The sequence below is a fragment of the Microtetraspora sp. NBRC 16547 genome, from assembly GCF_030268965.1.
Classification (GTDB): Bacteria; Actinomycetota; Actinomycetes; order Streptosporangiales; family Streptosporangiaceae; genus Microtetraspora.
Genome location: NZ_BSSE01000029.1, coordinates 70,293 through 92,715, shown reverse-complemented (window position 1 = coordinate 92,715; position 22,423 = coordinate 70,293). Strand labels below are relative to the sequence as shown.

19 protein-coding genes, 1 pseudogene and 1 riboswitch are annotated in these 22,423 nt (G+C 71.6%); of the genes and pseudogenes, 14 read left to right on the top strand and 6 right to left on the bottom strand.

Annotated elements, in window-relative coordinates:
• Nucleotides 1-81 precede the first annotated feature (81 nt).
• The 3 genes from QSK17_RS29775 to QSK17_RS29765 all read left to right on the top strand — a co-directional run bounded on the left by QSK17_RS29775 (nt 82) and on the right by QSK17_RS29765 (nt 3,322).
• Nucleotides 82-438 carry a LysR substrate-binding domain-containing protein gene (locus tag QSK17_RS29775; RefSeq protein ID WP_285708813.1) on the top strand — a complete coding sequence of 119 codons (357 nt, stop codon included), beginning with the start codon at nt 82-84 and terminating at the stop codon, nt 436-438.
• 164 nt (nt 439-602) lie between these two features.
• Nucleotides 603-1,847: an amidohydrolase family protein gene (locus QSK17_RS29770; RefSeq protein ID WP_502889323.1), complete on the top strand. Its 1,245-nt coding sequence runs from the start codon at nt 603-605 to the stop codon at nt 1,845-1,847.
• Between the two features lie 230 nt (nt 1,848-2,077).
• The gene (locus QSK17_RS29765; RefSeq protein ID WP_285708812.1) at nt 2,078-3,322 is read left to right on the top strand and encodes an amidohydrolase; all 1,245 of its coding nucleotides are present in this window, start codon (nt 2,078-2,080) and stop codon (nt 3,320-3,322) included.
• A 42-nt stretch (nt 3,323-3,364) separates the two neighbouring features.
• On the opposite strand, the gene QSK17_RS29760 is transcribed toward QSK17_RS29765, so the two are convergent.
• Both QSK17_RS29760 and QSK17_RS29755 read right to left on the bottom strand, forming a co-directional pair.
• On the bottom strand, nt 3,365-4,078 hold the full coding sequence (locus QSK17_RS29760; protein WP_285708811.1) for a GntR family transcriptional regulator: 714 nt from the start codon (nt 4,076-4,078) through the stop codon (nt 3,365-3,367).
• Between the two features lie 81 nt (nt 4,079-4,159).
• Complete coding sequence (locus tag QSK17_RS29755) at nt 4,160-5,182, bottom strand: aminoglycoside phosphotransferase family protein (RefSeq protein WP_285708810.1); 1,023 nt, start codon at nt 5,180-5,182, stop codon at nt 4,160-4,162.
• Nucleotides 5,183-5,459: 277 nt separating this feature from the next.
• Between QSK17_RS29755 and QSK17_RS29750 the strand changes: the two genes are divergently transcribed.
• Together QSK17_RS29750 and QSK17_RS29745 are read left to right on the top strand one after the other, a co-directional pair.
• Entirely contained in the window at nt 5,460-5,720 is a 261-nt protein-coding gene (locus QSK17_RS29750) for a hypothetical protein (protein WP_285708808.1), read from the top strand.
• Nucleotides 5,717-6,028, top strand: coding sequence for a type II toxin-antitoxin system PemK/MazF family toxin (locus QSK17_RS29745; RefSeq protein WP_285708807.1), 312 nt, complete (start codon nt 5,717-5,719; stop codon nt 6,026-6,028). Before QSK17_RS29750 ends, QSK17_RS29745 begins: the two co-directional genes overlap by 4 nt.
• Before the next feature lie 259 nt (nt 6,029-6,287).
• Here the strand turns inward: QSK17_RS29745 and QSK17_RS29740 are convergent, their stop codons facing one another.
• Entirely contained in the window at nt 6,288-6,752 is a 465-nt protein-coding gene (locus tag QSK17_RS29740; RefSeq protein WP_285708806.1) for a MarR family winged helix-turn-helix transcriptional regulator, read from the bottom strand.
• 60 nt (nt 6,753-6,812) lie between these two features.
• Here QSK17_RS29740 and QSK17_RS29735 point away from each other — a divergent pair, with 60 nt between their 5' ends.
• A complete protein-coding gene (locus tag QSK17_RS29735; RefSeq protein WP_285708805.1) occupies nt 6,813-7,187 on the top strand; it encodes a cupin domain-containing protein in 375 nt (124 codons plus the stop codon).
• A 70-nt stretch (nt 7,188-7,257) separates the two neighbouring features.
• On the opposite strand, the gene QSK17_RS29730 is transcribed toward QSK17_RS29735, so the two are convergent.
• Nucleotides 7,258-8,739 carry a nitronate monooxygenase gene (locus tag QSK17_RS29730; RefSeq protein WP_285708803.1) on the bottom strand — a complete coding sequence of 494 codons (1,482 nt, stop codon included), beginning with the start codon at nt 8,737-8,739 and terminating at the stop codon, nt 7,258-7,260.
• 159 nt (nt 8,740-8,898) lie between these two features.
• Here QSK17_RS29730 and QSK17_RS36280 point away from each other — a divergent pair.
• A pseudogene (locus QSK17_RS36280) lies at nt 8,899-9,282 on the top strand (hypothetical protein); the annotation flags it as partial.
• A 42-nt stretch (nt 9,283-9,324) separates the two neighbouring features.
• Here the strand turns inward: QSK17_RS36280 and QSK17_RS29725 are convergent.
• Nucleotides 9,325-10,554, bottom strand: a complete 1,230-nt coding sequence (locus tag QSK17_RS29725) for a glycosyltransferase (protein ID WP_285708802.1) — start codon at nt 10,552-10,554, stop codon at nt 9,325-9,327.
• A gap of 74 nt (nt 10,555-10,628) precedes the next feature.
• On the opposite strand from QSK17_RS29725, the gene QSK17_RS29720 reads away from it, so the two are divergent.
• Complete coding sequence (locus QSK17_RS29720) at nt 10,629-11,237, top strand: TetR/AcrR family transcriptional regulator (protein WP_285708800.1); 609 nt, start codon at nt 10,629-10,631, stop codon at nt 11,235-11,237.
• 294 nt (nt 11,238-11,531) lie between these two features.
• Here the strand turns inward: QSK17_RS29720 and QSK17_RS29715 are convergent, their stop codons facing one another.
• The gene (locus QSK17_RS29715; RefSeq protein ID WP_285708799.1) at nt 11,532-12,332 is read right to left on the bottom strand and encodes a TetR/AcrR family transcriptional regulator; all 801 of its coding nucleotides are present in this window, start codon (nt 12,330-12,332) and stop codon (nt 11,532-11,534) included.
• Between the two features lie 194 nt (nt 12,333-12,526).
• Here QSK17_RS29715 and QSK17_RS29710 point away from each other — a divergent pair, with 194 nt between their 5' ends.
• The 6 genes from QSK17_RS29710 (at nt 12,527) to QSK17_RS29685 (ending at nt 22,393) form a co-directional block, all read left to right on the top strand.
• On the top strand, nt 12,527-14,395 hold the full coding sequence (locus tag QSK17_RS29710) for a SpoIIE family protein phosphatase (RefSeq protein WP_285708798.1): 1,869 nt from the start codon (nt 12,527-12,529) through the stop codon (nt 14,393-14,395).
• Nucleotides 14,396-14,450: 55 nt separating this feature from the next.
• Nucleotides 14,451-14,627, top strand: a riboswitch (M-box (ykoK) riboswitch).
• Between the two features lie 271 nt (nt 14,628-14,898).
• Complete coding sequence (locus QSK17_RS29705; RefSeq protein ID WP_285708797.1) at nt 14,899-16,548, top strand: NRAMP family divalent metal transporter; 1,650 nt, start codon at nt 14,899-14,901, stop codon at nt 16,546-16,548.
• Nucleotides 16,549-17,173: 625 nt separating this feature from the next.
• Complete coding sequence (locus QSK17_RS29700) at nt 17,174-17,992, top strand: hypothetical protein (RefSeq protein WP_285708796.1); 819 nt, start codon at nt 17,174-17,176, stop codon at nt 17,990-17,992.
• Nucleotides 17,993-18,421: 429 nt separating this feature from the next.
• Nucleotides 18,422-19,381 carry a tyrosine-type recombinase/integrase gene (locus QSK17_RS29695; protein ID WP_285708794.1) on the top strand — a complete coding sequence of 320 codons (960 nt, stop codon included), beginning with the start codon at nt 18,422-18,424 and terminating at the stop codon, nt 19,379-19,381.
• A gap of 439 nt (nt 19,382-19,820) precedes the next feature.
• Nucleotides 19,821-20,588, top strand: coding sequence for an ABC transporter ATP-binding protein (locus QSK17_RS29690; RefSeq protein ID WP_285708793.1), 768 nt, complete (start codon nt 19,821-19,823; stop codon nt 20,586-20,588).
• Complete coding sequence (locus QSK17_RS29685) at nt 20,573-22,393, top strand: hypothetical protein (protein ID WP_285708792.1); 1,821 nt, start codon at nt 20,573-20,575, stop codon at nt 22,391-22,393. Before QSK17_RS29690 ends, QSK17_RS29685 begins: the two co-directional genes overlap by 16 nt.
• The last annotated feature ends 30 nt before the right edge of the window (nt 22,394-22,423 follow it).

Sequence of the window (22,423 nt, the reverse complement as noted above, 5' to 3'; positions counted from 1 at the left end):
AGCCCACAGGAGGCCCTGGATCTGGTCTGCGACCTCTACGTGTCCAACACCGACACCTGACTACGAGCAGCACGCCAACTGGTGAACCGTCAACCCCCGAGGGACTTCCGGCGAGGACCACTTAGCGGCGAGTTCGCCACCCGAGGGCACATCGACGCGTACTTCAGGCGGCAGCGCGTCAGCCCGCGCGTCGTGGTGGAGGCCAACTCCGTCCAGGCTCTGATCGAGATCGTCCAGCACGGCTCCGTCGCCACCGTCCTCCCCGACGCCGTCACGCACGACCACCCGGCCCTGCGCCCGATCCCGCTCGCGTCGGCGCTGCCCACCCGCACCGTCACCCTGCTGCGGCGCGAAAGCGCCTACCAGAGCGCCGCCGCCCGCGCCTTCGCCGCCGTTGTCGCCGACCACGTCCGCGCCCGCGGCTACGCCCCCGCCTGAGCGGAGGCGGCAGGCGAGGCGACCGCTCGTCCCGGGAAGCCGCTAGCCTGAACTTTGGTATACCAGTAATTAGCGCAGGCGTCACGGGCCCATACGCCCGAATCGCACACCCTCACGCCCTGGGAGAGCCCCGTATGCAGAGCAGCCGTTCCTACCCTTCGGTGTTGGCCGACGTCACACTCCCGGACGGGCGGCGTGTCGACGTGTCCCTCCGCGACGGTCTCATCGCGTCCATCCGTGAACGCGCCTCGGACGGCGGGGCGCCCACCGAGTGCGCCCGGGCAGCCGGAGACGTCGGCGACGGCCGCGTGGACCTGGGCGGCGCGCTGCTCCTCCCCGCCTTCGTGGACGGCCACTCCCACCTGGACAAGACGTTCCTCGGAGCTCCCTGGCAGCCGCACGTCCCCGGCGGCACGATCCGAGAGCGGGTCGAGGCGGAGCTCCGAACTCGGCGGGGGCTCATCGTCCCGGTCGCCGAGCGCGCCCTGCGGCTGGCCCATCGCATGGTGGGGCACGGCACCGGTCACACTCGGTCCCACGTCGACGTCGACCCCGAGGCCGGCCTGGCGAACCTGCACGCGCTGCTCGAGGTCCGCGAGCGCGTCCGCGACCTGATGACCGTACAGATCGTCGCGTTTCCGCAGAGCGGGGTGATCACCGCGCCCGGCGTGCCCGACCTGCTGGACGCGGCACTGCGCGAAGGCGCCGACCTCGTCGGCGGCCTCGACCCGCACGGCTTCGACGGCGACGTGAACGGACAGCTCGACGTCGTCTTCGGGCTCGCCGAGCGGCACGGCGTCGGTGTCGACATCCACCTGCATGATCCGGGCGAGATCGGGGCCGGGCAGCTGCGGGACATCGCCGCCCGCACCGCCGCGCTCGGGCTGGGCGGCCGCGTGACGGTGAGCCACGCCTACTGCCTGGGCGAGGTCGCCGACGCCACGCTCGTCCGGACGGCGTCGGCGCTCGCGGCCGCGGGGGTGTCCATCCTCACCAACGGCCCCGCCGGGTCGATGCCGCCCGTCCTGCGACTGCGCGAGGCGGGCGTCCGGGTCTTCGCCGGCTCCGACAACATCCGCGACGCGTGGTGGCCGTACGGCACGGGCGACATGCTGGAGCGGGCGACGATCATCGGCCTGCGTTCGGAGTTGATGACCGACGACGAGTTGCGCGTCGCGGCCTCGCTCGTCACCACGGAGGCCGCCGCCGCTTTGGGCCTGGACCGCTACGGGCTGGAGCCGGGCAGCCGCGCCGACCTCGTCGCCGTCGCGGCGGCGAGCGTCGCCGAGGCGGTGGCCGCGCACCCCTGGCGCCTGATGGTGATGCACGCCGGACGTGTCGTGGCGACCGACGGCTGCCCGGTGGCGGGACTGCCCGCCCCCGAACCCGGCGTCCAACGGGCCTGGTAGCCCGCGATGCCCTCGCCGACCGACGGGCGCGGCTCCACCGTGTGGGGCACGACAGCCGCGATGGACGTTTTCCCGGACATCGGGCCTGTTCGGAATGCGGGGCGCGGCGAGCCATCCGGTGCGGCGACGACCGCTCGACCCCCTCCGCACTCCCCGGGGGTGCTTCCGAGCGGGCCCGGACGGCCGAGAGTGCAATACTGGTATACCAAAATGCTTCGAGGGAGATCGCGATGACGAACCACACCGCCGATGCCGACACCCGTACGATCGCCGGCGCTTCCGCCACCGTCTTCCGCGACGTACGCCCCTTCGGCGGGCCCGCCGTCGACCTGGTCGCCGTGGACGGTGTGCTGGCGGACGCCGTCCCGGACGGCGCCGTGGTCGAGTACGTCGACGGGGGCGGGCGGCTGGCCCTGCCCACCCTGGTGGACGCGCACATCCACCCCGACAAGACGGCCTGGGGCGAGCCCTGGCACAGCCGCCGACCGGCCCGCGGCATCGCCGAGTACGTGGCCGGGGATGTGGAGCTGCACCGCGCCCTGCCCACCCCGGTCGCCGAGCGCGCGCGGCGGCTGATGGCGCACGCCGCCGCACAGGGCACGCGCGCGATGCGCGCCCACGCCGACGTGGCGCCCGCGTACGGGCTGGAGGGCGTCACCGGTGTGGCAGAGGCGCGCGAGAAGCTGCGCGACGTCCTCGACGTGCAACTCGTGGCGTTCCCGCAGCACGGGGTGGAGCGGACACCAGGCGCCGCCAAACTGCTGGAGGAGGCGGCCGCCGGCGGCCTGATCGACGTGGTGGGCGGGATCGACCCCGCGGGCTTCGACCGCGTGTCAGGCGACGGCACGTCCGGGGAGAACCGGCAGCTCGACGTCGTCTTCGGGATCGCCGAGCGATACGGGCTGGCTGTCGACATCCACCTGCACGACGTCGGGGAGCGAGGGCTCGGCCCGCTGCGTGAGATCGCCGCGCGGACCGAGGCGCTCGGCCTGCGGGGGAAGGTCACGGTGAGCCACGCCTTCGCGGTCGCCACCCTCTCCGGATGGGAGCTGGACGCGACGGCCGACCTGCTGGCCTCGGCGGACATCGCGCTGACCACGGTCGCGCCGTCGGCGACGACCGTGCTGCCCTTCCGGCGGCTGGCCGAGCGCGGCGTGCGGGTCGGTCTCGGCTCGGACGGCGTACGCGACAACTGGAGCCCGTACGGCAACGCGGACATGCTCCACCGAGCCTGGCTGCTTGGCTGGACCCTCGACCTGCGCCTCGACGAGGAGCTGGAGGCGTGCTTCCGGCTGGCGGCGGACGGCGGCGCCGATCTGCTCGGGCTGCCGAAGGCGGATCTGCGGCCGGGGGCGCCCGCCGACTTCATGCTGGTCGAGGGCGAGTGCCTGCCGCAGGTTGTGATCGACCTGCCGCGCCGCGACGTGGTGGTCCGGGCGGGACGGGTCGTGGCCCGCGACGGCCGGCTCGTCTGAGCGCTCGCGAGCGAAGGTCGGCCTGGGCGGCGCGGCCCGTTGTCACGGTTTGGGGGCGCGCCGCCGGGTTCGGGTGGCCGTGATCGGGTTGAAGCGCGGATCGCTCCATTCCTCGGCCATGCGCATCGACAGCTCGCGGCCCGCGGCGGCGTGCGCGCGGGCGAGCGCGCCGGCCTTCTCCGAGTCGCGCGCGGCGATCGCCTCGTAGAGCTGGGCGTGCTCGGCGCACTGCCGGCCGGGGTCGCGCACCGACGTCAGGCGGAAGAGCCAGCGCAGCTTGGTGGCGAGCGGATCCATGATCGACTGGAGGAGCGCGTTACCGGAGGCGTTGACGACCTCGGTGTGGAAGGTGGCGTTGGCGAGAGCCAGGCCGCGCTCGTCTCCGCGCGCCCGTGCGTCTTCCGCCGCCCGCAGGGATTCGCGCAGGCGGGACAGGACGCTCTCGTCGGCGCGTTCGGCGGCGCGGCGGGCGGCCAGTTCTTCGAGGTATTCGCGGATGTCGAACAGGTCGGAGACGTCGGCCGGGGTGAAGGGGCTGACCAGCGCCCCCTGGCGGGGGACGAGGATGACGAGCCCCTCGTCGTGCAGCCGCCGCAGCGCCTCGCGCAGGGGGATGCGTGAGATGCCGAGCTCGGCGGCCACATCGCGTTCGACGATCCGGCGACCGGGGTGCCACGCGCCCTCGACGATCCGCTCGCGTATCGCCTCGTAGGCGAGGTCGCGCAGAGAGCCGGGAGCGGGCGTGGGCTGGTTCATCTCCCGGCCGATTGTGCCCGCGCCGAAGGTATACCGCAAGGTAGTGGCATACCAGCCGGGCCGACGGCGGCCCGAGACGGGCTACGGCGATCCGGGCCGGGCCAGCAGCGCCGCGGCGATCGCCTTCTGCTCGGGTCGGATCGCACCTTCGCCGTCCTCGACGTCCCACAGCGCGTTCTGCAAGACGCGGCCGAGCGTCCAACCCACCGCACGCCGCCGGTCCAGGCCGAGGACCTCGGTCATCAGGTCGAACCGGCGCAGTACGGCACGCGCCACATCGCCCCTGGAGACGATCTCGTCCCACCGGTTGTCCAGGGCGGGAAGCAGTTCGAACCCGGGATCGCCGGCGAGCGGCTTGGGATCGATCGCCAGCCACGGCTCACGCCCGGAAGACGACGGGTGGGAGGCCAGGACGTTGTCGTAGTGCAGGTCCCAGTGCAGGAGCCGGTCGCCGGGCTCCCCGAGCAGTTCCCGTACGGCGCCCGCGCAGGTGTCGAGCAGGCGGCGGTCGCCCGGGTCGGCCAGCCGCGCCTGAGCCCACGGAACGTGGTCGAGCATCGCCGCGGTGACGTCGGCCAGGCGGCGCAGGCCCTCCGGCGCGGGCAGGGCGACCAGGCGGGCCAGCAGCTCGGACAGGATCTGGAGAGCGGCCAGGTCGTCCTGGACGGCCGAGAGCGATCGGGAGGGGTTCAGCCGTTCCAGCAGCATCGCCCCCGATTCGGTCGAGTCGCACAGCAGCCGCACCGACCCGTTCCCGTCCCAGGCGCGCAGCGCGACCGGCTCACCCAGCGTCTCCTCCTCGACGAGCTGCAGCTTGAGCGCCGCGGGGGTACCGTCCGCGCAGATCACCGGCAGCACCAGCGCGACGACTCCATGAAACGAAGGGCCGTCGGCGCGCAACCGCCAGCGCTCCATGAAGTCCGCGGCCAGATCGGGCAGCCCGGCGGTCCAGGCCCGGCCGACCTCGCCGAAATATCGGGCGTGGGAGGCGGCGAGGGCGTCCGGAATCTCGATTCCGGACGCGGGCGGGCCGTACGGGCTCGACGGTCCGGACGGCCCCTGCTCCCCCGGTGCTCTGGTCGTCGGGTGGCGCTCTGTGTTCATGAACGAATCTCTACTCGATATGCGGAGCCCGCACTCACTTGTATAAGTCAACGCTTGAACCGACGCAGCGTGCCGCCCGCACGCGACCGGGCGTACGGTCACACCGGCCACGACGCGGTGACCGACCTTCCAAGGACCGGCACCGGGAGCGTACGTGTTGATGGCGACCATGATCGCGTGGCGGCGGATCCCCTCTCACGAAGCACCCCTGCGCTACCAAACAGGGGTAATACTCCGACCCCTACCGCCGGTATTGCCGGTGACCTATAGTCAAGGCATGGCCAAGGAGAAGACGTCGATCAGCATCGCGCCCTGGATCCTGGAGAAGGCGAGAGCTCACGCGGAGGCGAACGGCCTCAGTCTGTCCGCCGTCATCGAGCGCGGGCTGCTCCGGGAGATCACGGCCCACCACGACCTCATGGCCCGCGCCGCGTTCTACGGGTCCCCGGCAACGGCTGGCCAGGAGGCCGACGAGGCCGCGATGGCCACCGACATGCGGGACGTGCTGAAGGACGAGCAGGGCGGGGCGGCGGCGTGACCCACCGTTTCGGGGAGCTCTGGACGGTACGGCTGGCCGACCGCGAAGAGGTGCGGCTCATCGTGTCCGGCGACTTCTACCACACCCTGTACGGCGACAACGTTCTGACGGCGTACGTCGAAGCCGCCGACATGGCGGGCACGCTCACGGCCTTCTCCGTCGACGTGGGCGGTGGCCGCTCCGCGATGATCGACCGGATCACGACCGTTCACGCCGGCCGGTTGAAGGAGAAGGCCGGCGACATTCCCGAGGCCAGGCTCATCGACGTACGCGGGATGCTCGCGGCCATCTTCGGCTTCGCCAGCTGACCCGCGGACACCTGTTCCCGCGTCCCGCGCCGGGGACCTGCGCCGATCCTTCGCGGGAGCACGGGAGGTCGGCATGCACGCGATCCACTACTGGGACAACGCCCAGGCCCTCGCCGCCATCGAGGCCCTGCTCGCCGTCCGCTGACATACCGGAACACCTCCGCGACGGCACGGCCGTGCATAGTCCCAGTGCTCCCGGGACGTGCTGGAGCTTGTCGGGATTGAGTGAGGGCGCCGGGGTCGCCGGCCGAGGCGGGCGTCAGCCGAACCAGCCGGGGACGTCGAGCCGGAACACGTCCTGCGGGGTGACCGTGCGCAGGTCCGCTTCGAGCGCACGAAGGCGCTCCTCCCCCAGCTTCGCGGCCCACTCCGCGCGCAGGTCATCGAAGATGCGCGCCGACCTGGCCAGCGCGTCCAGGCCGTGCGGCGTCAGCCGTACGATCTTGCGGCGCGTGTCGTGCGGGTCGCGGGCGCGCTCCACGTAGCCGAGCCGCTCCAGCGTCTCGATGGTCTTGCCGGCGGCTTGCTTGGAGACGCCGAGAGTGCGGCCGAGCTCGACGGCGGTCGTGCCGTTCAGGCCGATCGCCTGCATGACGAACCCGTGCATCGGGCGCACGTCGGGATGGCCCTGCCGGGCGAGCTCGGCGTGCAGCGCGTCGATGAGGGTGCGAAAGCCCAGGAAGAGCCGCAGCGGCAGCTCGAAGCCGGGAGGGTCGTTTGACACGATAGACAACCAGGTTCACTATTTAGACAACGTAGTTGCCTAGTTTAGGAGATGCCTGCCATGCCCGCCATCCGTGCCGACGAAGCCCGCCGTTCCGAGACCCCCGGCGGCGTCATGACGACCTTCGCCTCGCCCACCCAGGGCGGTGCGGCCACCGCTCTGTGGCGTGTGGACGCGAAGCCGGACGCGGCCGGCCCGCTGCACGACTTCGACACCGAGCAGGTGTGGGCCTTCACGGCGGGAACGGCCTCGGTCGAGCTCGGCAGCGAGACCTTCGAGGTCGCCCCAGGGGACACCGTTGTCATGCCGCGCTCGACCCCGCGCCGCGTCACCGCCGGGCCAGAGGGCTACTCGGCCGTGGTGACCGCCGCCGCCGGAGCGACCGCCCTGCTGGCGGACGGCACCGTGCACGGCGTTCCCGCCTGGATCGCCTGACCGCCCTTCCCCACCGCAGGTCCCCGGCCTCGCCCCCGCACGCCCCCGATGGCACGTGCGGGGGCGTTCCCTAGTGCCGGCCCTCCCGCGCGTCACCGAGCAGGTGGGCGACGACGTCGGCCGCCCCGTACCCTTCCGGCAGGTCGGCGAGGAAATCCAGATCCTGGCCGAGCGTAAGCAGGGCCGGCTCCGCGTAGCCGTCCGGCCGGTGCTGCCCGAGACCGATGGCGGCGACCAGGCCGTTGCACACGCACCGCCGCCCGTCCGTCTCCTCCGGCTGCCCTCCCTTGCGCAGGTACGCGTCCACCGGCTCGGCCGGGCAGCGGAAGCCCACCCCGCCCTCGGGCCGCACGTACGGAGTGCGCAGGTGGCCGAGGTCGCACAGCCGGGGCCGCCGCTCGTAGACCTCCGGCTCGGCCATGGTCTCCTCCAGCCCGGCCACCTTGAACGGAAACCCGGCCGGCGAGGCGCGCGGGTCGTTGCGCACCCGCAGCGCGCCCGCGCGGGCCCGTTCCAGCAGCAGCCGCCGCTGCTTGTCGTCCAGCCCCGACTCGCGACACAGCGCGAACGCCGTCCCCACCTGGACGCCCGCCGCGCCCGCGGCCCGCGCCAGCGCCAGCCCGTCCCGGCTCGCGTACCCACCGGCCAGCCAGAACGGAAGGCCCAGCGCGGCCACCTTTCCCAGGTTCACCTCGTCGCGCGGGCCGTACACCGGCTGCTCGCTCTCGTCCAGCCGCATCCGCCCGCGCGGCGGCGCGCTGTGCCCGCCCGCCACCGGCGTCTCCACCACGAACCCATCCGGCCGGGTCTCCGGCGTACGCGCGAGATAGCCGGCGAGCACGTCGGAGGAGACGATCGCCAGCAGCCGCGGCCGCTTCAGCGGCTCCGGCGCCCGCCCGAGCAGCACGACCGGGTCGACGCCGACCGCGTGCCGCTCCCCCGACTCGGCTCCCGCCACCGTGACCGAGACCTCGGCCGGCAGGTGCGCGGCGAGCCTGTCGAGCAGCCGCGGGATCTGCGACGGGATGCCCGCCCCCATCAGCACGTAGTCGACACCCGCGAGCATCGCCCCGTACGCCGCCGCGGGCGTCGCCATCTGGATCTTCTCCAGATAGTTGATCCCGATCAGGCCGCCGTCCTGCCGGGCCAGGAACACCTCGGCGAAATTGGCGACCACGGCCAGCTCATCGCGCGCCCGGTTCGGGCGCAGGCCGAGCCGGGGCACCGGCCGGTACGGTGCGCCGGGCCCGATCCCGCCGCGCACGTAGTACCTGGCCAGGATCCGCTCGCTGAGCGCGGGAACCGGGAACGCGGCCAGTGCCGCGCGCAGGTGCCCTCCCGGGTCGCCCTGCTGGAGCCGCCGGGCCAGCGTGACGTCGAGCGCCACCCCGGACACCACGCCGAGCTGACCGGTCCGGGCGACGGCCCGCGCCAGCCGCCACCCGGACACGCCTACTCCCATCCCTCCCTGGATGAGCGCGGGCAGCCCACCCTCGGACGCGGCCGACGCGGACGGTACCGGGCCGTGAACCGGCCGCTCGGCGATGGTCAAAGGAAAAACCTCCTGCTCGGCGGAGCATCACGCCTTGCGACGCCCGGAAACACCAGTGGATGGTGTGACGAGTCAACCGGTTCGCGCTGATCTCCCTGTAGTGACCAAAGTCCCGAGAGAGGAGGCCCGCCGTCACATGCTCGCGTGCCAGCCCGCCGGATGCCTACGGACTGTATGCGAACAGACACAAACGGCTCGGCCACAACGCCGGCCGGCCACCCGGCCGTACATCGTGTGTCGCAGCAGGGACTCGGTCGCCTCGTCCTGCCTGGCGCTGACCGTCCTGATCTGGGAGCACCAGCGCCCACCTGGCGGCATCTGCGCCTCACCCGGCTGCCCGAACGTCTTCATCGCCCAGGGAAACGGCCTGCCGCGCCGCTACTGCTCGCGCCCACGCTGGGCGAGGGCGGCACGCCGCTGCTGGAGGTCGACGGCGTGTACGTCAAGGACGAGTCCCGCAACCCGACCTGGAGCCACAAGGACCGGCTGAACCGCGTGACGGTCAGCGCCGCGCTCGCGGTCGGCGCGCCCGGCGTGGTCGTCGCCTCCTCTGGTCAGCCAAATGTGTTGGATGTTCGGCGGCTGTCACCCTGTTCGGCGGCCGGGCCCGCGGGTGACCCGGAGCTGGTTCACTGCCTCGACGACGGGCGCCGCGCCGTCCTCTGCCGAGACCCGGACCGACAGGGCCTGGGCCCGCTGCCGGTAGGTCGGGTCGGTGACCGCTGTGGTAAGCGCGGCGGCCAGCCGTGCGGGCGTCAGGCGGCGAAACGGGATCGCGGCCGGAGCCACGCCGAGTGCCATCAGCCTGGACGCCCAGAACGGCTGGTCGTTCATGACCGGTACGGCCACGGCGGGCACCCCCGCCCGCACCCCGCTCCCGGTAGTGCCGCTGCCGCAGTGGTGGGCGACGGCGGCCAGTCGGGGGAACAACCAGTCGTGCGGCACGTCGCCGACCGCCAGCACATCGTCTGAGATGTGTCCCCGCAGGCCGGTCTGCAGCACGCCGCGCAGCCCGGCCCGCCGCAGCGCCTGCACGGCCAGCTCTGTGTACTGCTCGGCCCGCGTGCCCGCCAGGCTGCCGAAGCCGACGAAGACCGGTGCGGGCCCCGATGTCAGGAAGTCGCGCAGCACCGGATCCGGCTGCCAGCCTCGCGGCCGGAGCGGCCACCAGTAACCCGTGATCTCCAGCCCCGGCCGCCAGTCGGCCGGACGCGGCAGCACCAGCGGGCTGACCCCGTGGAAGACCGGCCAGCGCGTGCTTTCCCGGCGCTGGTAGAGGGCGCGGGGGGACAACGGGGGCAGCCCGAGCCGGGCCCGCATCTTCGTGCTCATCCCGGCGAGCAGCGGGCCGGCGGCGGGCAATTCGAACGCGAGCCGGGCCGCCCTGCGGTTCCCCCACCGTCCGAGTGATCGGCGGAACAGGCTCATGACCGGCGGAAAGTCCCCCGTGGGGTCGATCGGCTGCAGGTGCACCCCCATGCTCGGCACGCCCATCGCCTCGGCGACGTGATAGCCCAGCGCGCCCGCCATACCCAGCAGGAGCAGGCCTGCCTCCTGCTCGGCGATCTGGGCCAGGCCGTCCATGAGCTGCTCGCTGTACTCCTTGAACGCGCTGATGGAGAAGCGGCCGGTCAGCGCGGAGAGCGGATCTCCCGGAAGTGGCAGATACTCCAGGCCCGCATCGGTCACCAGTTCCGCGTACGGCTCGTGCGCGGCGATGGCCACCTCGTGCCCGGCCTCGCGTAAGCGCACCCCCAACCCCGTGTACGGTGCCACGTCCCCCCGCGTACCGACCCCGATGATCAGAACCCGCATCCGCATCACCCCTCGTCTCTTTTGTCATGCAGTCGCATGATAAAAGAGACGGTAGCCTTTTACCATGCACTCGCATGAGAAAACGGTGGGCCATGCCGAAGATCGTCGACCATGACGACCGGCGGCGGCACATCGCCGAGGCCGTGCACCGCGTCATCCACGACAGGGGCATGGAGAGCGTCAGCCTGAGGGAGGTCGCCGCCGAGGCCGGGATGTCCATGGGGGCGGTGCAGTACTACGTCACGACCAAGGACCAGATGCTGCTGCTGGCGCTGGAGCACATCGGGGTCTGGATCGGGATCCGGCTGGCAGCCGTGGCCGCACGCCGGTCCACGCCGCTCGACCTGCTGCGGGACACCGTGCTGGAGCTGTTGCCGCTGGACGAGGAGCGCAGCTACCTGAACCGCATCGGGCTGGCGTTCCAGGCGAGCTCGGTGGTGGACGACGACCAGGCGGCGGCGATGCGGCTCGGGCTGCCGCTCCTGCTGTCCTTCTTCGCCGAGCAGATCAGGGCCGCCCAGGCCGCCGGGCAGCTCGCCACCCACCTGGATGCCGACAAGGAGGCGAGCATCCTGTACGCCTTCGCGCAGGGCATCGTGAACGCCACACTGGTCGGGCACTACACGCCCGAGGAGGTCGCGGCGTTGCTCGACTACCACCTGGCGCGGCTCCACGCGGGGTGATGGTCGTAGCGGGAATCTTCGGCCGGTCCAAGCCGTAGCCGACTTCTGGAGTTCAGCTCGAAGGCCTGCCAGCACTTGCGCCACGTCTATGAGTGGGAGGGCCGGACGAAGGCCCATCTCGCCGACGTCCGACGGTTCTACGGCTTCCGGGAGCGCTCGGTGCTGGATGCCAAGAACGCGACAGCGTGACTGGTGGGGCAGGTGCAACCTGGCGCCGTGCCGTTTGCGGTCACCAACCAGGCATCGATAGATCCCCTGACCTGTGGCGTGCCCCTGCGCCTCTCCAGAATCCGGTCAGGCGCCAGGCCCGGACGAGCTGGACCCGGTTCGGGAGCGGACGAACACCTCGATGCCGTCCAGCACCCGGGCCAGGCCGAACTCGAAGGCGTGCCCGGGATCGTAGGCGGCGTTCTGCGCCTCGCCCGCCGCCGCGCCCACCCGCGCGGCGGTCGGATAACGGCCGGGATCCAGGACCTTGCTCAGGAACGGGGCGTGCGCCCACCACCACTGCTCGTCCGTCATGCCGGTGAGCCGCTCGACCTGCGCCGCCTCCACCGCGCCCCGGACGGCTCCGTTCACGAAACCCGTCAGCAGGGTGACCACGGCGTCCATCTCGACGTCGCTGAGCCCGATCCCGTCGACCGCGCGCAGCGTGTAGTCGTAGACGGCCGTCACGTTCGGCCCCAGCGGCGGGCGGTTGGTCCCGACCTGCAACATCCACGGATGCCGGTGGTACAGCGCCCGGTAGTCGCGCGCAATGAGCTCCAGCCTCGCCCGCCAGCTTCCCGACACGTCCGCGGGCAGATCCTCCGGCATGGGCAACTCGCCGTACACGGTGTCGAGCATGACGTCGACCAGCTCGGCCTTGCCCGGCACGTAGGTGTAGAGCGACATCGTGCCGACCCCGAGCCGCTCGGCGACCTTGCGCATGGAAAGGGCGGCCAAGCCCTCGGCGTCGGCCACCTCGATCGCCGCCCGCACGATGCGGTCCACGCTCAGATCCGGCTTGCCCTTGCGGCTGGCGCGCTCCCCGGTCCGCCACAGAAGCGCGAGGCTGCGGGCCGGGTCGCCCCTGCCGGTGTACTCCGTCGTCATGGTCAGCGCAGTCTACCTCGCGGCGTACCGTATCCTGCACGGTACGCCGTACGGAAATCCACCTCCGCCACGGTGACCGCCGCCCGGCAGCGCCGGCATCGGGGCGCCTCCACGTTCACGCAGGCCGGGTCGATGATGGGAGGTGGAACGGGCGGACAACGGCACGGTGAGATCCTCACCCGGGAGGCACGGCCATGGCAGACCCGGCGCAGCAGCGCGGACCGCGACGCCGCACGCACGAGGCGATGCGGGCCCCGGCGGACATGCCACCACCGGACGGCACGGCCGACGCCGTCCACCCGCCGCCGCGCCCGAAAGAGCGTGACCGCCTGCTCCAGCGGCTCCTGCCCACCGTCGACGCCGGCGTGTACGTGCTGAACAGCCGAGCACGGGTCGTCTACATCAACCCCCGCGGCGAGGAACTGCTCCGCCGGCGCGCCGCGGACGTCCTCGGCCGCGACGCCCACGACCTGCTGCACAGAACGGCGGACGGCACCGCCGCCCGACGCTCGGAATGCCGGCTACTCCGGGCATTCCTGGCCGGCCGGACCACCCACGCCGAGAGCGAATGGTTCGCCCGGGGCGACGGCAGCCTCCTGCCCGCCTCCTGCGTCAGCACGCCGTACACCATCGACGAGGAGTGCGCCGGAACAGTGGTGATCTTCTCCGAACGGAGCCTGGAGGACGGGGACCGCGCGCACAACGCCGAACTGATCGACCTCACCGACCGCCTGGCCCTCGTCGCGGAGACCACGGTCGCGCTCACCTCCACCCTCGACATGGACGAGGCGCTGCGCCGACTGGTCCGGCTGGTGGTCCCCCGCCTCGCCGACTGGGCCGTCGTGGACCTGCTCGACGACAACGACGAACTCCGCCGCGTGACCGTGGTACACCACGAGAACGGCGCCATCGTCAACGTGGAGGAACTCGAGGGACCGATGCCCCCCGTGACCGAACACTCCCGGCAACCCCTCTCCCAGGTGCTGCTTGGAGCACCCTCCGTGCTGGTCGCCCCGGACATCTATGACGAGTTCCCCGACTCGGGGATCGCCGCCGTCCAGCGCGACCTGTTCGCGGTAACCGGCATGCACTCCGCGGTCATCTCGCCGCTGCACGGCCGGCTACGGCAGGTGCTCGGAGCCCTGACCGTCGGCCGCGCCGCCCAGAAGAGCGAGTTCGGCCCCGGCGAGATGTCGCTCATCGACGACATCGGCCGCCGCGCCGGCCTGGCCGTCGAAAACGCCCGGCTGTACGAGCGGGAGCGGCGGTCGGTCGAGACCATGCAACGCCACCTGCTGCCGCCGATGCCAGAGGTCGACGACCTGCAGATGACCGCCCGCTACATCGCGGCGCCGCACGCCTCCGAGGTCGGCGGCGACTGGTACGACGTGTTCGTCCTCGCCGACGGCGTCAGCGCCCTGGTGATCGGCGACGTGATCGGCCACGACCTCACCGCCGCCGCCCAGATGTCCCAGATCCGCAACATGCTCCGCGCGTACGCCTGGGAGTACGGAGGACCTCCCAGCCTGGTGGTGGACCGGCTCGACCGCGCGCTCCCCCACATCAGCACCGCGACCCTGGCCACACTCGTCTTCGCCCGCGTGGAAGGACCCGAAGGCGGCCCGTGGCGCCTGCACTGGACCAGCGCCGGCCACCCGCCGCCGCTGCTCGTGACCAACGACGGCAAGGTTTCCTTCCTGGAAGACGGCCAGGGCCTCATGCTGGGCACGGACATGACCACGAAACGCCCCGACGCCGCCGCGCCGCTGCCGCCCCGCGCGACCCTCGTCCTCTACACGGACGGACTGATCGAATCTCCGTACGAGTCCATCGACCATGGCATGGCCAACCTCGGCCGCCACGCCGCCTCGCTCGCCCGCCGGCCGCTCAGCGTCTTCTGCGACCAGCTCATCTCCCGGGCCCGACCGGCCGACAACGAGGACGACATCGCGCTGCTGGCACTCCGCCTGCCCGCCGGCGCCGCAGCCGCCGAGCCGGAGCAGCAGTCACGCCGCTCCCGCGCCGGGCCACCGGCCGGGGACGGCAACCGGCGCGATCACTGATTCTGGCCGCCTCCCCGGGTTGTCGGCTCCGCCGGGGGCGGCCTACGCTTGAGTGCAGGCACCTCGTTAGGTGAGGCGTCTGTCCGGATACAGGCCACTGACCCCACGACGTCGAGAGACGCCCAGGGTCAGGACACCTCTCCCCGGCCTAAGGGGTGAGGCCAGGTGGCTTCCCGCGGATGTCCCGCGGGCATACGCCGGGCAGTGCCGAAGCTCTTACGAGATGTGGGGTGCACCGCCTGTCACGAGGCGGGCCCCGTCTTGGACGCAGCCTTTCAGGCAGCACCGCGACGTCGCGGTGCCCGGCCGGACGGAGGTGAGGACATGTCCGAACGCAACTGGGGCCGAAGTCGGCTCATCGCTCGCGTGTCCTCGTCCGCCTCCGGCACGCGGTAGCCGCCCACCCGCGTCCCTCCCCTGACCCCGTCGCGTACGGCAGGCGCGGAAACGACGTCGGAAACGCGTGCCCCTGGCAGCCCACTCCGGGCTGAAAGGGGTTCATCATGGCCTCCACCGACTTCACCGCGTCCAGCGCGGGCATCACTCCCGACCGCCTCGGCGCGACACCAGACCACGCCCACGCCGGAGACATCCGCGGCGCCCTGGGCACCATCCGGCACGGCGCGACGGCACCCCTGGGCCTGTCGGCCAAGGTCAAGACACTGCTCGCGATCATCGGCCCCGGCCTGATCGTGATGGTCGGCGACAACGACGCCGGCGCGTTCGCCACCTACGGCCAGGCCGGCCAGAACTACGGCACCGCCCTGCTCTGGACGCTCCTGCTGCTCGTGCCGGTGCTGTACGTCAACCAGGAGATGGTGCTGCGTCTCGGCGCCGTCACCGGCGTCGGCCACGCGCGCCTCATCCTGGAACGTTTCGGCCGATTCTGGGGCGCGTTCAGCGTGATCGACCTGTTCATCCTCAACGCGCTCACCCTCGTCACCGAATTCATCGGCATCACCCTGGCCGCCGGCTATCTGGGCCTGCCGAAGATCCCCTCGGTCATCCTCGCCGGGCTGATCATCATGGCGGCCGCCTCCACGGGGTCCTTCCGCCGCTTCGAGCGGATCGCCATCGCGCTGTGCGGCGCGTCCCTGCTCCTCGTGCCCGTGTACGTCATGGCGCACCCGACCGTCTCACGAACCGCCCACGGCCTCCTCATCCCCTCACTGCCCGCAGGCCCCGGCGGCATGGCCGCGCTGATGCTGCTCATCATCGGCGTCGTCGGCACGACCGTCGCCCCCTGGCAGCTGTTCTTCCAGCAGTCCTACGTCATCGACAAGCGCATCACCCCCCGCTTCATCAGATACGGGAAGGCCGACCTGTGGATCGGCATCGCCGTAGTGGTCATCGGCGCGGCCGCCATGATGGCCTTCACCGCCGCCGCCTTCACCGGGACCGCGGCTGCCGGGAACTTCACCGACTCCGCCGGCATCGCCCGCGGCCTGGAGGCGTACGCGGGCCGGGCCGCCGGCGCGCTGTTCGCCCTCGCGCTGCTGGACGCCTGCGTCATCGGCGCCTTCGCCGTCTCCCTCTCCACCGCCTATGCCATCGGAGACGTCCTCAGCCTCAGCCACTCACTGCACCACGGCGTCCGGCAGGCCAAGGCCTTCTACGCCGTGTACGCCGGGCTCGTCGCCGCCGCCGCGGCCGTCGTGCTCATCCCGGGATCACCCCTCGGCCTGCTCACCGAGGGCGTGCAGGCCCTCGCGGGAGTGCTCCTCCCCAGCGCGTCGGTGTTCCTGCTGCTGCTGTGCAACGACAGGGAGGTCCTCGGCCCGTGGGTCAACAGCCGGGCGACCAACCTGTTCACCTCGGTGGTGGTCGGCGTGCTGGTCACCCTGTCGGTCGTCCTGACCGTCGCGGTCCTGTTCCCCGGCATCGGCCAGGCCCAGATCTTCATGATCATGGCCGGGTGTGGCGTCATCGGAGCGATCTCGGCCGTATACGCCCTCACGCGCCGCCGCCGTTCCGCCGCCGAGCCCGTCGACCGCACCGGCAGGGACGAGTGGCGGATGCCACCGCTGGCCGAGCTCAGCAGGCCCGCCCTGTCCAACGCGCACCGGGTCGGCATGACCGTTCTACGCCTCTACCTGGCCGTCGCCATGGTGCTCGTCATCATCAAGATCGTTCAGATGGCACTCGGCCACTGATCACCCGCCGCTTCGCACCACTGCCCACTTCCCCCCCCGGACAGGGACACAGGCGCACATCTGAAGCGGGTCGGCGCACAATGTCATTTGAGCCCGGTATCCACGCCGTCGACCGGCACACCGCCGACGACCACGCCGCGAGCATGTCCGGCCCGGCCACAGGCCAGGGAGCACTGGCAAATGATCACAACTACGTACCGACCTAGCCCCGTCCTGGGCGCGTTCAGCGGCGCGATTTCCACAGCAATCACAGGACAGGCGCGCTTGCCGCACTACGGCCCCGCCGCGGTCATGATCGGCACCCTTGTCCTCCTGGCCGTCATGGTGACACTCGCCATCGCCATCGCCCGATCCCGAAGGAAATGACCCCGGACCCCCTCCCGCGTAGCGGGACGGACCACGATCGCGTACGCGCGGCGCGTCACCGTACTCGACGGCCAGGACGCGCAGCACCCATCCCACGGCAGGGCGGGCACGGCAGTCTCCGGATCACTCCTCGCCATCGTCTGGCGCTGCCCGACGCGGGTGCCGCGATGCGGCGGGACCCGAGATTTCCAACTTCCGGATCTCCACCCCGTGAACTGCCACAATGGCCGCACCGCAACCACGTCACCGGGGAGAACGATTGTCAGAGATCACGCAGATCATCACGCGGATCCGTAGCGAGCTCGCCGGAGAACTGCGCGAGCGCGTACGGGACCATCTGCGCGCGCAGCCCACGGAATGGCTGGTCGAGCAGATCCTGACGCTGGCGCGGCTCGACGACACCGAGGACACCACTGGGGACACGAGCGCGGCCGCGACCGGGGAGAGCGCGGCGGGCACGGCGATGCCCGCCATCCCCCGCCAGACCCGGCACGAACGGCCCGCACGCGAGACCGAGGAGGACCGGGCCGCCCGAGCCGCTCGCATTCGCATGCTCCGCCTCGACGGGGACTCGCTCCCCCGCTACCTCCAGCGCTACGGCGCGCTGAAACGGGACGTCCTGGAGGCTGCGGGCTATCTGCGCAACCCACCACCGAAGGGTGGCGACCTCGTCCCGGCCGGCTGCCGCTCCCCTCAGGGCGAGGCGCTGCTCTGCCAGGCGAAGGATCTGCTGCACGCCCTGCTCTTCGGCGGCGAGGAGGAGGGCGTCCGGCTCAACCGGGTCGAGCGCGAACTGCTCACCCTTGCCGTCCCGAGCGCCAAGAGCCACGCCGTCGCGCCCCTGCTGCGCGCAGCGACCGGGATCGGCGTCGAGGGCACCTGGCGGGACCCGCTGCGCGTGGCCGCCGACGACCAGGCCGCCGACACCGTCTACCAGCTGGAATACGGCGGCGTCGCCGGAGAGGCGCTCGGCAACGCCATAGTCGCCGCCCTGCGGCTGATCAACAACCTCGAGCTCAACGAGCAGGTGCTCTACACCCGCACGGAGAGCGCCGAGGAGAGCACCCTGGAAATCTGAGACGCGCCCTTCCTTGTCACATCCCGGTCCTGCGCGACCGAGCGGACGCTCTGCGGGGTCCGGGCCGCCTCCGTCGGTGGCCTCGCCGTGACGAACACGCGTGGGCTGTCGCCCCCCACGGGGATGTACACCCGGACACTCGCATCCCAGATGTCGTCTCCGAGAACGGCCCCGATCGAGCCCCGCACCCGCTCACGATCCAGCTCGACGCCGAACAGCTCGCGTTTCCCGGCCGCGCGTTTCCCGGCCGCGCGTTGCACCTGCCGCCGTCCGCTCAGGGACACGTCACGCTGGCGACCGACCCCGTTTCAGCCCGCCATGCGAGCAGTGCGGATCACCCCTTGGTGGGGGGTTTGAGGTGGTGCAAGGCGGATTTTTGTGCAGCCCCACCGCCTTTACATTGTAGATTTATTATAGGATCGCGGGGCGATGAACTTCCCAGCCGTGCCGGAACCGAGTCCGCTCGCGCACCCCCAGGCCGACCCCTACCACGCCTATCTCGACGCCCTCCCCAGCGCCGAGTCGAAGCGGACCATGCGCGGCTGCCTCGACCGGATCGCCCGCCTCATCACCGGCGACCCCCACGCCACCGGGGCGGGCCAGCCCTGGGAGCGCCTCCGATACGAGCACACCATCCGGCTCCGTACGGCGATGCGCGAGCAGGGGTGGTCCCCCTCGCACGTCAACAAGCACCTCGTCGCCCTACGGCGGGTGCTCAAGGAGGCCTGGCGGCTCGGCCTGATGACCAGCGAGGACTACCAACGCGCGGCCGACCTGCCGGCCTTCAAGCACACCCGGGTCCCGGCGGGGCAGCACGTCCCCCCAGAGGTGCTGGGCGCCGCGCTCGCGGCCTGCGACGGAGACGACTCCCCCACCGGGCTGCGGGACGGCGCCATGCTCGCCGTGCTGTATTCCACCGGCTGCCGCCGGGCGGAATTGGCCGGGCTCGCCCTGGCCGACTTCGACTCCGCGTCCCGCTCGCTGCGCGTACGCGGGAAGGGTGACAAGGAGCGGCTCGTCTACCTGACCGCACCGGCGGTCGCCCGGCTGGAACTGTGGCTGTCCGCGCGCGGGCGAGACACCGGACCACTGTTCTGTGCGATCAACAAGGCGGGCCGGCTGCGCGGCACCCACATGAGCGGGCAGGCGATCTCCGACATCGTGGCCCGCCGCCTCGCCGACGCCGGGGCCGCCAAGAGGACGCCGCACGACTTCCGGCGGACCTTCATCGGCGAACTCCTCGACGCGGGCGTCGACCTCGCCACCACGCAGGCCCTGGTCGGCCACGCCTCCCCCGCGACGACCGCGCGCTACGACAGGCGCCCGGAACGCCGCCGCAGGGAGGCTGTGGACCGCCTGGAGATGCCGGCCGCCAAGCCGTTGCGCTGATCTCTCTTCTACGCTCATGAAGAGCGGCCGATCGGCCGCCGCTGGCATGTCTGCGTGGAAAGTGCCGAGTCCACGCGGAGGCGGCACTATCCTTCCCCGAATCCGATCCCATCCCGGACATACACGCTGTGCGGTGTCCCGAGAACCCGCGAAGTGCCGATACCGATTGGCAAGTCGGCACTTCGGTTCCGGTGGGTGGGGTTGCGTGTGAGTCGCTCTCGCCGAAGCGGGCGAGGCGCCCTCGGGTTGAGGTGGAGCTGCGCCTGTTCAGCGTCTGGTCGAGCCAGCCGAACATGTGCTGGTGGACAGAGGGCGCTGAGACCCGCAACACGGACCGGCCGCCCCTCCGGCATCAACCGATCGGTTGATGCCGGAATCCACCACTCCGCTCTCCGGCCGGACGATCCGCCACCCGCCGCCCCCGCGCGATTCTCAAGGCATGCCAACACACCGGGAGCCCGCCCTCCGCGCCATCGGACTCCGCAAAGCCTTCGGCGACCACCTGGCCGTCGACGACATCCACCTCACCGTCCCCGCCGGATCCTTCTACGGCCTGGTCGGCCCCAACGGCGCCGGCAAGACCACCACTCTGGCCATAGCCGTCGGCCTACTCCGCCCCGACGCCGGCAGCGCCGAGATCTTCGGCGTCGACGTCTGGCGCAACACCGTCCAGGCCAAGAGTCTGATCGGCGTGCTGCCCGACGGCAACGCCATGCCGGAACGGCTCACCGGCCGCGAGGTCCTCACCTATCTGGGCCTGCTGCGCGGCCTGCCGCCCGCCGTCGTCGCCGAGCGCGCCGACGAACTCCTTCGGATCCTCGAACTCGACTCAGCCGAGCGGACCCTGATCATCGAATACTCCACCGGCATGCGTAAGAAGATCGGTCTGGCCGTCGCCCTCCTGCACGCCCCCCGCCTGCTCGTCCTGGACGAGCCCTTCGAGGCCGTCGACCCCGTTTCCGCGGCCACGATCAGGACCATCTTGCGCAGGTTCGCAGCCAACGGCGGCTCAGTGATCATCTCCAGCCACGTCATGGCCCTCGTCGAGCAGCTCTGCGACCACGTGGGCGTCATCTCCGACGGCCGCGTCGTGGCCGCCGGGCCGCTGGCCGACGTGCGCGGCGCCGGAACCCTGGAGGACGCCTTCGTCGACCTCGTCGGCGCCCGCACCGGAGGAACGGAGGGGCTGGCATGGCTCACCTCCTGACCCCTGGCCCGGCCGCCTTGGCCCAGCACATGATCCGCATGCGGCTGGGGCTCATGCGACACTCCCTGCGCGGCGACAACGCCTCCAACCTCTACACCGGCGTCTCGCTCGGGCTGATCCTGGCCTTCGGAACGATCGCCGTCGCCGTCCTGTGGCCCGCGTACCTGCCCCTCACCCTGGCCGCGTGGCTGTCCGGCTGGATCTTCGGCCCCATCTTCATCGGGGGCGGCAGCGAGGCCCTCCGCCCTGAGTACTTCTCCATGCTCCCGGCCACATCAGGCCGGATCGCGGCGGCTCTGCTCGCCGGAGCTTTCGCGGGCCCCGCACCTGTGGTCAATCTCATCGCCCTGCTGTCCCTGCCCGTGTACGGCTGGCGCTTCGGCCCGGCCGGAGTACTCGTCGGCCTGACAGCAGCCGTCACCACGCTCGTCACCATGGTGATGATCTCCCGCGTCATCGTTGCGCTTATCGGGCTGTTCGTCAGATCCCGCGCCACCGCGGCCGCCGTCGGGATCGTGACTGGCGCCGCCATCGCCCTGTGCAGCAACGGCTGGGCGCCCGTCGCAGCATTGGGCGGCACCGACACCCCCGCCTGGTCCCAGGTCCTCGTCCGCGTCCTGCCCTCCGGATGGGGCGTGGCCGCCATCGAAGCCGCCTGGCCCCTCGCCCTCGCCATCCTCATCGCCAACGCCGTCGTGATCGCCCTCCTCCTGGCCGCCTGGGCCGCCCTGCTGGCACGGCGCGTCGTCTCGGCCGCACGCGGCGGTGTGCCGCCCCGCCGCGGCACGCCCCGCCCCTTCCCCTCCGTCAGCGGCGTCCGCATCGCCGCCGCCAAGGAACTGCGCGCCTGGTGGCGTGACCTCGTCCGCGTCCAGCTCCTGGCCACCGCCTTCTCCTACGCCATCGTCACCCCCCTCTTGCTCGTCACCATCAGCGCCTGGATCATGGTTCCCTTCACGGGACTCATCGCGATCGTGATGGCCGCCGCCTCCTCGGCCAACCTTTACGGCGCCGACGGGACCGCCCTCTGGCTCACCCTCATGACCCCCGGCGCGGAACGTGCCGACGTACGCGGCCGCCAACTGGCCTGGCTCCTCATCGTCGGCCCAGCCGCAGTGTTCCTCTCCCTGGCCGGCACCCTCGCCAGCGGCCAGACCTGGGCCTGGCCGTGGGTACTCGGCCTGCTCCCTGCCCTGCTCGGCGGCGGCGCCGGGGTGATCGTCCTGCTCGCCGTCACCTCGCTGGTCCCCGGCACCGACCCCCACAAGCGCGGCGGCAACCCGCTCAGCACCGGCGCCGACGAAACCGCCGAAACCGGCCTCGCCTGGCTCGTGCTCGTCGCGGTCCCCGCCACCGCCCTGCCCGCGGCCGGCGCCATGCTCCTCAACCCCTGGGCCGGCATCGCCACCGGTGTGCTGACCGGCGCCCTCAGTGCCTGGGGACTGGGCAGGATCGCCTACCGCAGACTCGAGACCCACGGGATCGATCTGCTCAACCTCATGAAGTACGGCCCGGCACCCGAAACCACCAAACCCACCACCGCGGACCTGCCCATCCAGCACCGCATCGGCGTCACGGTCAGCTACTCCATCGCCTGGCTTCCCCTGTTCCCCCAGGGGCTCGCGCCCATGTTCATGAAGATCTTCGGTGTCGAGGACCGCGGGTGGTTCCTCGCCCTTCATCTCCCGCCGATCTGGCAGTGGCCCACCATCATCTTCATGATCGCTCTAGGGCTGCTCATGTACGGCTACGCCATCTTGATCCCCATGCGGCTAATCTCGTCCTCGTCGGCCGCTACCAGCTGAAACCATCCGTACCCGAGAGGAGGGGCGCGC

Bases quoted from the DNA above. Each gene is read 5' to 3' on its own strand.
- QSK17_RS29765 (WP_285708812.1), top strand. From the start codon at position 2,078: ATGACGAACCACACCGCCGATGCCGACACCCGTACGATCGCCGGCGCT.
- QSK17_RS29695 (WP_285708794.1), top strand. From the start codon at position 18,422: ATGAACTTCCCAGCCGTGCCGGAACCGAGTCCGCTCGCGCACCCCCAG.
- QSK17_RS29750 (WP_285708808.1), top strand. From the start codon at position 5,460: ATGGCCAAGGAGAAGACGTCGATCAGCATCGCGCCCTGGATCCTGGAG.
- QSK17_RS29690 (WP_285708793.1), top strand. From the start codon at position 19,821: ATGCCAACACACCGGGAGCCCGCCCTCCGCGCCATCGGACTCCGCAAA.
- QSK17_RS29705 (WP_285708797.1), top strand. From the start codon at position 14,899: ATGGCCTCCACCGACTTCACCGCGTCCAGCGCGGGCATCACTCCCGAC.
- QSK17_RS29755 (WP_285708810.1), bottom strand. From the start codon at position 5,182: ATGAACACAGAGCGCCACCCGACGACCAGAGCACCGGGGGAGCAGGGG.
- QSK17_RS29760 (WP_285708811.1), bottom strand. From the start codon at position 4,078: ATGAACCAGCCCACGCCCGCTCCCGGCTCTCTGCGCGACCTCGCCTAC.
- QSK17_RS29720 (WP_285708800.1), top strand. From the start codon at position 10,629: ATGAGAAAACGGTGGGCCATGCCGAAGATCGTCGACCATGACGACCGG.
- QSK17_RS29710 (WP_285708798.1), top strand. From the start codon at position 12,527: ATGGCAGACCCGGCGCAGCAGCGCGGACCGCGACGCCGCACGCACGAG.
- QSK17_RS29685 (WP_285708792.1), top strand. From the start codon at position 20,573: ATGGCTCACCTCCTGACCCCTGGCCCGGCCGCCTTGGCCCAGCACATG.
- QSK17_RS29725 (WP_285708802.1), bottom strand. From the start codon at position 10,554: ATGCGGGTTCTGATCATCGGGGTCGGTACGCGGGGGGACGTGGCACCG.
- QSK17_RS29715 (WP_285708799.1), bottom strand. From the start codon at position 12,332: ATGACGACGGAGTACACCGGCAGGGGCGACCCGGCCCGCAGCCTCGCG.
- QSK17_RS29735 (WP_285708805.1), top strand. From the start codon at position 6,813: ATGCCCGCCATCCGTGCCGACGAAGCCCGCCGTTCCGAGACCCCCGGC.